The sequence below is a fragment of the Bordetella genomosp. 5 genome (assembly GCF_002261315.1).
Classification (GTDB): domain Bacteria; phylum Pseudomonadota; class Gammaproteobacteria; order Burkholderiales; family Burkholderiaceae_B; genus Bordetella.
Genome location: NZ_NEVP01000003.1, coordinates 71286 through 80416, shown reverse-complemented (window position 1 = coordinate 80416; position 9131 = coordinate 71286). Strand labels below are relative to the sequence as shown.

General features: G+C 67.1%; 6 protein-coding genes. 2 read left to right on the top strand and 4 right to left on the bottom strand.

Features of this window, described 5'->3' with window-relative positions; genetic code table 11:
* The 3 genes from CAL25_RS05550 to CAL25_RS05540 all read right to left on the bottom strand — a co-directional run.
* Nucleotides 1–2534, bottom strand: a 2534-nt coding sequence (locus CAL25_RS05550) for an autotransporter outer membrane beta-barrel domain-containing protein (RefSeq protein ID WP_141217891.1), incomplete at its 3' end; no start/stop codon positions are given.
* 604 nt (nt 2535–3138) lie between these two features.
* Entirely contained in the window at nt 3139–3972 is an 834-nt protein-coding gene (locus tag CAL25_RS05545; RefSeq protein WP_170948395.1) for an alpha/beta hydrolase, read from the bottom strand.
* A 151-nt stretch (nt 3973–4123) separates the two neighbouring features.
* Complete coding sequence (locus tag CAL25_RS05540) at nt 4124–5200, bottom strand: tartrate dehydrogenase (protein WP_094798962.1); 1077 nt, start codon at nt 5198–5200, stop codon at nt 4124–4126.
* A gap of 99 nt (nt 5201–5299) precedes the next feature.
* Between CAL25_RS05540 and CAL25_RS05535 the strand changes: the two genes are divergently transcribed.
* Both CAL25_RS05535 and CAL25_RS05530 read left to right on the top strand, forming a co-directional pair.
* Nucleotides 5300–6298, top strand: coding sequence for a LysR substrate-binding domain-containing protein (locus tag CAL25_RS05535; protein ID WP_094798961.1), 999 nt, complete (start codon nt 5300–5302; stop codon nt 6296–6298).
* 128 nt (nt 6299–6426) lie between these two features.
* Entirely contained in the window at nt 6427–7359 is a 933-nt protein-coding gene (locus tag CAL25_RS05530; RefSeq protein WP_094798960.1) for a DUF4261 domain-containing protein, read from the top strand.
* 49 nt (nt 7360–7408) lie between these two features.
* Here the strand turns inward: CAL25_RS05530 and CAL25_RS05525 are convergent, their stop codons facing one another.
* The gene (locus CAL25_RS05525; RefSeq protein WP_094798959.1) at nt 7409–9028 is read right to left on the bottom strand and encodes a methyl-accepting chemotaxis protein; all 1620 of its coding nucleotides are present in this window, start codon (nt 9026–9028) and stop codon (nt 7409–7411) included.
* Nucleotides 9029–9131 lie beyond the last annotated feature (103 nt).

Genomic DNA, 9131 nt, shown 5'->3' with positions numbered 1-9131 from the left:
TGCGCGCTCGGGGTCAGCAGGCCCACCGAGGTGTCGAAGGCATGCTCGACCTTCACGCCCAGATCGCTCTTGAGCGAGTTGGCACGCGTCGAACCCACCTTCAGGCCCGCGCCGTTGCCGCCGCTCTCCGTGTAGCCTTCCTGGCGCAGGTGGCTGTAGCTCAGGCCCGCCAGCGGCGTCAGCGTGGTGCGCGGGCTCAGCGCGATCGGGTAGCCCGCCAGCACCGAGGTCACGTACTGCGTGCCGTCGTACTTGCCCCGGGCATGGCCCGCGAAGCCGGTGTACGAGATGTCGCGCTCGGTGTCGTAGCGCTGGCGCACCACACCGGCCATCACGTTCACGTACCACGGACGGCCGTCGTAGCCGGCGTAGGCGGTCAGGCCATACGAGTTGACCTTGGCGCTGCTGCCGTCGTTGGCGTCCTTGTTGTCGACGTTGGTGCGGGCATAGCTGAACATGCCGCCCACGCGCCAGTTCGGGCTCACCAGCGTGTCGGCACCGAGCAGCAGGCCGTTGAAGCGCGCGTCGTAGCCCGCCACATCGTCACGCTCGCTCTGGCGCGCACGGCCGCCGAAGTATTGGCCCCACATCGCCGGCTGCAGGCCGGTTTCACCGGTGGCCACACCGGTCGCGCCGGTCGGCGCCGAGCGCATGCTGTCCAGACGCGCGTTGGCGATGTCCAGCGATTGCGCGGTGGCGCGCTGCGCGCCTTGCGAGGCGGCCGTCTTCACGGCCGACGGCGCGAGCTGCGCGCCCACGCGATTGGCTTCCGCAGTCGAACCGAGCGCGGCTGCGGGGTTGAACACGTCCAGCAGCGTCTGGTCGATGCCCTGGTAGTTGAACAGGCCGGTCAGCGCCGAGGTGGCGTTCGAGGTCGTGGCCGGGTTGCGCGGCGCGGGGCTCGGCGGAACGACGACGTCCGGCGTGGGCGTGACGACCGGCGTCTCGGGCACGACCGGAACTTCCGGCGTGATCGGGGTCTCGGGCGTCGGGGTAGGAGTCGGCGTCGGGGTGGGCGTAGGCGTCGGCGTCGGCGTCGGCGTCGGGTTCGGGTTCGGGTTCGGGTTCGGGTTCGGGTTCGGGTTCGGAACGATCGGACCGGTGTTCTTTTCGCCGATCGTCAGCACCAGATGGGCACCGTCACCGGCCATCATTTCGGACGCGCTGACCGAGCCATCGTAGCCTTCCGCCGACGCCTTGATCTTGTCGCTGTGATATTGCGCGTCACCGGCGGTGGACACGGCCACGAAACGCTGGCCCTTCGCGAAGTCGTACTTGCCGAACTTGACGACCTTCACCGACGTGCCGCTTTCCAGCACGGTGTCGTTCATGACGATCAGACGGCCATAGCCGCTATCGGTCGGTGCACCGTCGACCACTGCGTTCTCGAAAACGCCGAGTTCGAGTGTCGCGTTCGCGCCCTGCGTGTAGTTGCCGAACACGGTGGTGGGCTGGGCCAGCCGAACCGTGGCGCCCTTGTTCTGCAGCGTCCGGCCGCTCAGATTCATATCGCCCGAGATCTGCAGCTTGCCCTGGCCGAAGATCACGTCCGCGTTGCTGGTCAGGATCACGGGGAGGCTTCCCATCGCTTGCAGGGTGCCGTAGGTCTGGCTGCCGCCGTTGATTGTCAGCGCATTGGTCGATTTGTTTTCGATCGTGCCCGTGATCGTGCCCGTGTTGACGATCGAGTCGATTCTGCCCGTGGCGCCGTTCGAGATCGCGAACAGGCTGCCCGACATCTTCCCGGCGTTGGTGAACGTGCCGATCTCGCCTTGGTTCGAGATGCCGCCGTACAAACGTCCGCTATTGTTCAGCTCCGTGATGACGGCGCCCGAGGCGTTCCGGATCGCATCGCCGGCGAGGCCGCTGCCCCCCAAACCGTCGATTGCGCCGAAGTTGTCGAGTCTGTCGATGACGCCTCTATTCTCCAGCCCAGCCGTGCCCCCGTTGCCCGCGATCCGCGCTTCGGCGCCGTTGATGAGTGTGTTGATCGTGCCGATATTACGGATGGCGGGCGAATACTGGCTTTCGAACTTCGCCGTGCCGATGGTTTCGAGCTTGACGATGGTGCCGGTGTTGAGAAGCGCGGGCGAAAGCGTACCCAGGATGTCGGCCCGATTCTCGAAGCTCTGAATGACGCTCCTGTTGGCCACGCCGGTCTGGCCGAGGATCGTTCCGCTGTTGGTCAGCGTCCCCAGGTTGAAGTCGTTGCGCAGGCCCGCCTCACTGACGTCCAGCCCCATCGCACCCTTGTTGTCGATGAAGGCTGCGTCGGTGCCCGTCCACAATCCGTACTCATTCGTGCCAACGCCACCGAAGATGGCGTCTTCCGTGGCCGTGACGCCAGCCGGGTTCCACAGGCGCAAGGTATAGGCATGAGTACCCGATATCACGTCCGGCGGCATCTGCGGCAGCGGTTGAGACTGGGCGGGCAAAGCGATGCCCCCGAGCGCGGCCGCGAGTGCCAGCGTCAACAGGCGGGGCGAGAACGTCGCGGCGGCGCGAACGGAGTGAGAACGACTCGGGTGGGACATGAGGTCAACCGTTTGAACAGAAAAAGGGCCGCCCTCTCGGGCTGGCGGACAAGGGTGGAAACTTCGACACCGGTACACGTCGCGCCACCTCGAATTCGAGGGCGGCGCAGCGGCGGCAATGCCTCGAAAACGGTTTCAGAAAAGTCACCGAACGACACAATTGCTCGGCCATGTTGCATCAAATATTTACGAATAATCTCGGGAAAAGGCGATCTACGGGCCGTATTTCGATTGATTAGACGGAACGAAACGGACAAATCAGAAATTATTGGAAATAAATTGATGTGCGCAGCAAATATGCGGCGAGAACCGTAATTTGCGTAACCGTGACGTCTGTTACCGACACGATCTGGTGCCGGAACGGGGTCGCGAGGGCGCTCGAGAGGGCCCGTAAAGGCCTCGACGGTGGTGTTTTTGCAACGTCCGGACGTCGCTCGGCTGCCGGGCGGCGACGGGAGCTGGGGAGATACGGCCGGCGAGGTGCGGCCGGCCAGGTGCGGCCGGCGAGGTGCGGCCGGCGAGGAGTGGCGGGCGATGGGTGCCGGGCCGAAATCTGCCCGCCGGCGTGCCCATCTCGCGGTCTGGCGAGTCCTGCCGCCCTGCTCTAGCGCGCGCAGCCCGGCGCTTCGGCCAGCAGGCGCGGCCAGATCGCCGACCAGTCGCTCTCGTGCGACATGCCGGGTTCGATCCACACGCGGGCGCAGGGCCCGGCGGCGCGCGCGAATCCTTGCGCGATGGCGGGCGGCACGATGCTGTCGCGCGCACCGCTCACATGGAGCTGCGGGACGCGGGCCACTCGTGATGCCACATCGATCGGATCGAGCGATTCCGGCATCGCACTCACCTCGTGCAGGCGGTTGACGCCGCCCACGTCCAGGTTGCCAGCCACCGTGCGCACCGCCACCACGTCATTGCGACGCGCGGCGATCAGCACGGCAAGCGCGCCCCCGCCCGAGTAGCCGACCAATTGCACCGGCTGGCCCGGTGCCAGCCGACGCGATACCGCGGTGTTCAGCGCCTGCACCACTTCCTCGGCATAGCGCTTGCCGGTCCAGTAGCCGACCTTGCAGCCGGGATTGGCCGACATCGGCGTGTACTGGCACGGACGCGCGAGGTACAGCACGTTCGGGCCGGGGTCGGCCGCCGCGAGCTGCAGCCCCACGGCCTTGCGCGGCGTGGGATCGTCCGAGGGCCGATTGCGCGACCGCCAGGCGAAGCCATCGCCTTCGATATACACGGTCAGCGGAAGATCGGCGCGCGTGATGCGCGCATACGCGGTGAGTACGAACGGGCCCGCCGCGATCTGCTCGTGCTGCAACTGGGCACGTCCGGCCAGCGCGCTGGCGTGCAGCCGGGGATCGCCCGCGCAGGCGAGCAGCGCGCCACACAGCGGCAGGAGCGCCGCCAGGCGGACGAGGCGGGTGAGACGAACGTTCATGACAGACGCGCGGACCCGAGGCCCGACCGGATTCGAAGATGCGCGATTATCGCCGTGAATCCCGCGGGCGGCGCGGCCCGACGCCCGCGAGCACCGCCAGGCGCGCGACCGCGCGGCCCGGCAGTGCATATGCCACCTCATGCGGCGCGTATCAGGCGTTCGCCTCGATATGCTCGGCCACGGCGCGGCCCAGCGCCTCGGTGCTGGCCTGCCCGCCCAGGTCCGGCGTGCGAGGCCCGTGCGCCAGGCAATGCTCGATCGCGCGCAGGATGGCATCGTGCGCCTCCTGGCTGCCCAGAAACTGCAGCATCAGCGCGCCCGACCAGATCATGGCGATCGGATTGGCGATGCCCTTGCCATAGATATCCGGCGCCGATCCATGCACCGGTTCGAACAGCGAAGGGAACTTGCGCTCCGGGTTGAGGTTGGCCGACGGTGCGATGCCGATGGTGCCGGTGCAGGCCGGGCCGAGATCGGACAGGATGTCGCCGAACAGGTTCGAGGCCACCACCACGTCGAAACGCTGCGGCTGCAACACGAAGCGGGCCGCCAGGATATCGATGTGCTGCTTGTCGATACTCACCTCGGGATAGTCGCGGCCGATCTCGTCGGCGCGCTCATCCCACCACGGCATGCTGATCGCAATGCCATTGCTCTTGGTCGCCACGGTGAGGTGCTTGCGCTCGCGCTGGCGCGCCAGGTCGTAGGCGTAGCGCATCACGCGATCGGTACCGTGGCGCGTGAACACCGACTCCTGGATCACGATCTCGCGATCGGTGCCCGCGAACAGCCGGCCACCCAGGTTGGTGTACTCGCCCTCGGTGTTCTCGCGAACGATATAAAAATCGATATCGCCCGCGCGCCGCCCGGCCAGCGGGCACGGCACGCCCTCGAACAGCCGCACGTGGCGCAGATTGATGTACTGGTCGAATTCGCGGCGGAACTTGAGCAGCGAACCCCACAGCGAGACGTGGTCGGGCACGGTGGCCGGCCAGCCGACCGCGCCGAAGAAGATGGCGTCGTAGCCCTGCAACTGCGCTTTCCAGTCGGCCGGCATCATGTCGCCGTGCGCCGCGTAGTACTCGCAGTTGGCCCAGGGAAAGGTATCGATCTGCAGCGTGAGGCCGAAGCGGCGGGCCGCGGCCTCCACCGCGCGCAGGCCCTCGGGCATGACTTCGTTGCCGATGCCGTCGCCGGCGATGGCTGCGATCTTCAGGATGTGAGACATAAGAGATTCCGGTGTACGTCGATCAGGACAGCCGGCATCGTAGGACGCCGCTCAAGACATCTACAATGGGCGCTTCTGTGAAATGACTATGCACAGTTCATGAATAATGACCTGCTCCCCGCCGACCTGCGGGTGTTCTGCGCCGTCGTGCGCGCGTCCAGCTTTTCGCGCGCGGCCGAAGACCTCGGCATGTCGCCCGCCTACGTCACCAAACGCGTGCGCCTGCTCGAAGACAGCCTGGGCACCACGCTGTTTCATCGCACCACACGCAGCGTGGTGATCAGCGAGGCAGGCGAGCGCGTCTATCACTGGGCCCGCCGCATCCTCGACGACGTCGACCATCTGGTCGAAGAGGTCGGCGTGACGCGCCGCGAACCGCGTGGCTCGCTGCGCGTGAGCAGCAGCTTCGGCTTCGGCAGGCGCGTGGTCGCCCCCGCGCTGTCGGAGTTCGTGGCGCGCCATCCCGCGATGCAGGTGCGATTCGAGGTGTTCGACCGGCTCATCGATGTGGCCGCCGAAGGCTACGACCTCGACGTACGCGTGGGCGACGTGATCGCGCCGCACCTGATCGCACGCAAGCTCGCGAGCAACCATCGCGTGCTGTGCGCCGCGCCCGGCTATCTGGCCGCGCGGGGCACGCCCCGTACGCTGCCCGAGCTGGCCGCGCACGACTGCCTCGTCATCAAGGAGCGCGATCACCCGTTCGGCGTGTGGCGCATGCAACGCGGCCATCAGGAGCACACCGTGAAGGTGCGCGGGCCGCTGTCGGCCAACAACGGCGAGATGGTGGTGCAGTGGGCGGTGGACGGACGCGGCATCGTGCTGCGCTCGATGTGGGACGTGGCCCCGCTGCTCGGTGCGGGCAAGCTGGTGCAGGTGCTGCCGCAGTACCGCCAGAGCGCCGACATCTGGGCCGTGTACCCGTCGCGGCTCAATGCCTCGGCCAAGGTGCGCGTGTGCGTGGAGTTTCTCGCGGCGAGGATGGCTCATCTGGGCCTGGCCCATCACGACCCCGCCCATCACGGGCTGCCGCATGGCGAGCGGGCCGCTGGCGGCTCGCCCGATCCCGCGCCGAGCGGTCCCGGATCGAAAGCCTGAGATCCGCCGTCTTCACCAAGGCCCGTCGAACCACCCTGAAGCGTTGTGTCATAGCCTGACACGAATGCGCGGCACGCGGCCGGGGCGGGATTGTTAGCATCCCGCTTTCTCCGTCAGCCGCGATCACCATGAGCATCTTCTCGCGTTTCTTCGGCCGCAAAGACCCGGCCAACGAGTCTCCCGCCTCCGTCACCGCCGCCGATCCGTCGGCCCTGGTCGCGAATCCGGACATCGAAAATCCGCTGAGCCTGCAGGTCGTGTTCCCCGGCACGCTGCCCATTCAGGCGGGCGCGCTGACCCAGGCGCTGCGCGACTATCACAGCTCGATGCAGGATGCCCGTGTCGAGATCGCGCCCGACATGGACGAGTTGTTCGCCCTGGCGGGATGGGGCGAGCACGTGATCCGGCTCGTCGGTTTCAACGCGCCCCTGCCGCATGACGCGCTCGAGGTCTGCGTGGCGCCGGCGCACTATCCGGCCGACGTCAAGGAACAGGTGCGCGCGCACGGCAGCCACGTCCTGCTGTATTACGCCGGCCACGCCACCGATCCGTTCGATCAATACGTCGCGCTCGCCACCATGGCAGGCGCGCTGGCCGCGTCGGGCGCGCTCGCCGTGCTGAACGAGCACGCGCACACGTCCCTGCCCGCCGGCATCTTCTCGCGCGAATCGCTCGGCGAAGACACGCTGGAAATCCTCGCGTCGCTGCCGCTCAACGCGCTGTACTGCGGCTTCGTGAAGTACGACGTCGAAGGCACCGCGGGCGTCTGGATGCGCACCTACGGCGGCGACGTCTTCGGTCTGCCCGACTTCGCGGCGCTGGCCGAAGGCCACCATCAGGGCGAGTATTTCTCCACCCTGTTCAACGACGTGATGAGCTATCTGCGCGACAGCCAGGCCGTGATGGACGCGGGTCACACCATGCAGATCGGCGAAGGCACCTTCCTCAAGCTGCGCGATCCTGCGGAAGCCGAATATTTCCTGCATGGTCCCGGCAAGGTGCTCGTGGCCGAGATCATTTCCGAAAGCGAGATCAACCGCCCCGAAGGCAACCCCGCCTGAGGCGCCGGCCCGCGGCCCCGGCATGGCCAGGGCCGCGGGCTCGCATGCATCACGCGTGCAGCAACACCGGCGCGCGCGCCGACAGCGCGCCGCCCGACGGCATCTCGATCACCTGATCGGAGCCGACCTTGAAGAAGGCCATCGTGTCGGCGAGGCGCTTGGCCTGCTCTTCGAGCGACGCGGCCGCGGCGGCCGCTTCTTCGACCAGCGCGGCATTCTGCTGCGTCACATCGTCCATCTGCGCCACAGCGCCGTTGATCTGCTCGATACCCTGCAGCTGCTCGGCCGACGCGCTGCTGATCTCGCCCATGATGTCCGAGACCTGCTGCACCGAGCTCACGATGCTCTGCATGGTTTCACCGGCACGGCGCACCTGTTCTACCCCGCCCTGCACGTCGCCGCGCGAGGCCTCGATCAGGTCGCGGACTTCCTTGGCCGCCTGGGCGCTGCGCTGCGCCAGACTGCGCACTTCACCCGCCACCACGGCGAAACCCTTGCCCTGCTCACCGGCGCGCGCGGCCTCCACCGCGGCGTTCAGGGCCAGGATGTTGGTCTGGAATGCGATGCTGTCGATCACGGACACGATGTCGGCGATGCGCGCCGAGCTCTCGGAGATGCGGCTCATGCTGCCGACCACTTCGCCGATCACATCGCCGCCCTGACGCGCCACGCCGCTGCTCTGCGCGGCGAGACGATTGGCCTGCTGCGCCGAGTCGGTGTTCTGTTTCACGTTCGAGGCGATCTGTTCCATGCTGGCCGCGGTCTCCTCGAGCGAGGCCGCCTGCTCTTCGGTGCGCGAAGACAGATTCGTGTTGCCGGCCGCGATCTCGGCCGCGCCCACATTGATCTCCGTCACGCTGCGGCGCACTTCGCCCACGGTACGGGCCAGGCTGTCCTGCATGGTCTGCAGCAGGGCGAACAACTGCCCGATCTCATTGCGCGAGGTCACGACGACGCGACGCGTCAGGTCGCCCGCGGCGATGCGGCCGAAATGCTCGCCTGCCTCGCGCAGCGGTGCCAGCACCCGACGGTTGATGAAGCGCCAGCACGCGAAGGCCAGCACCACCGCCAGTATCAGCAACACGATGGCGGTGGCCTCGGCCTGCACATAGCGCTCGTCCGACGCGTCATTGATCTCGGCCCCACGACGCTCGGTGCGCGTCAGGAAGGCGGTCAGCTGCTCGTCGAACGCCTGGTCGGCCAGGCGCATGGCGGCCGCCTGCACCACATAGCCGGAGGTCGAGCCCGCCTTGAGCTGATCGCCCAGGGTCTGGATGCTCGCGACGTAGGGATTGAAGGCCTGCTCCAGGCGCCGCGCCATCTCGCGCGCCTCGTCGTTGCTCTTGGGTACGTCCTGGAAGCGCTGCTGCGAGACGCGCGCGTTGGCCAATTGGGTCTCGCCCTGCTGGATGGCCGCCGCGGCGTCCTTGCCGGTGCCGGTCGCCAGATCGAGATAGGCCGCCACCAGCGACAGGCGCGCGCGCAATAGCTGCGCACGGGTTTCGAACAGCGGGCGGGCCTGCTCGGCCGCGACGCGATTCAGGTCGTCGATGCCGTCATCGGCATGTCGCGCGAATACCCAACCCATGACGCTGGAGAAAATCAGCGCCACGATGAGCACGCTCAGCACGGCCAGCAAGCCGGTGCGGATCTTGAGATTTGCCAACACTTCATTCACTCCGGTAGCGCACCCCACCCCAGCGTCCCGCGCGGGCACGCCTCCTCGTGGGAGCATACGATTTGCAACTTTGCGTAATTTTTTGACAAATTTA

Bases quoted from the DNA above. Each gene is read 5' to 3' on its own strand.
- CAL25_RS05545 (WP_170948395.1), bottom strand. From the start codon at position 3,972: ATGAACGTTCGTCTCACCCGCCTCGTCCGCCTGGCGGCGCTCCTGCCG.
- CAL25_RS05540 (WP_094798962.1), bottom strand. From the start codon at position 5,200: ATGTCTCACATCCTGAAGATCGCAGCCATCGCCGGCGACGGCATCGGC.
- CAL25_RS05535 (WP_094798961.1), top strand. From the start codon at position 5,300: ATGAATAATGACCTGCTCCCCGCCGACCTGCGGGTGTTCTGCGCCGTC.
- CAL25_RS05530 (WP_094798960.1), top strand. From the start codon at position 6,427: ATGAGCATCTTCTCGCGTTTCTTCGGCCGCAAAGACCCGGCCAACGAG.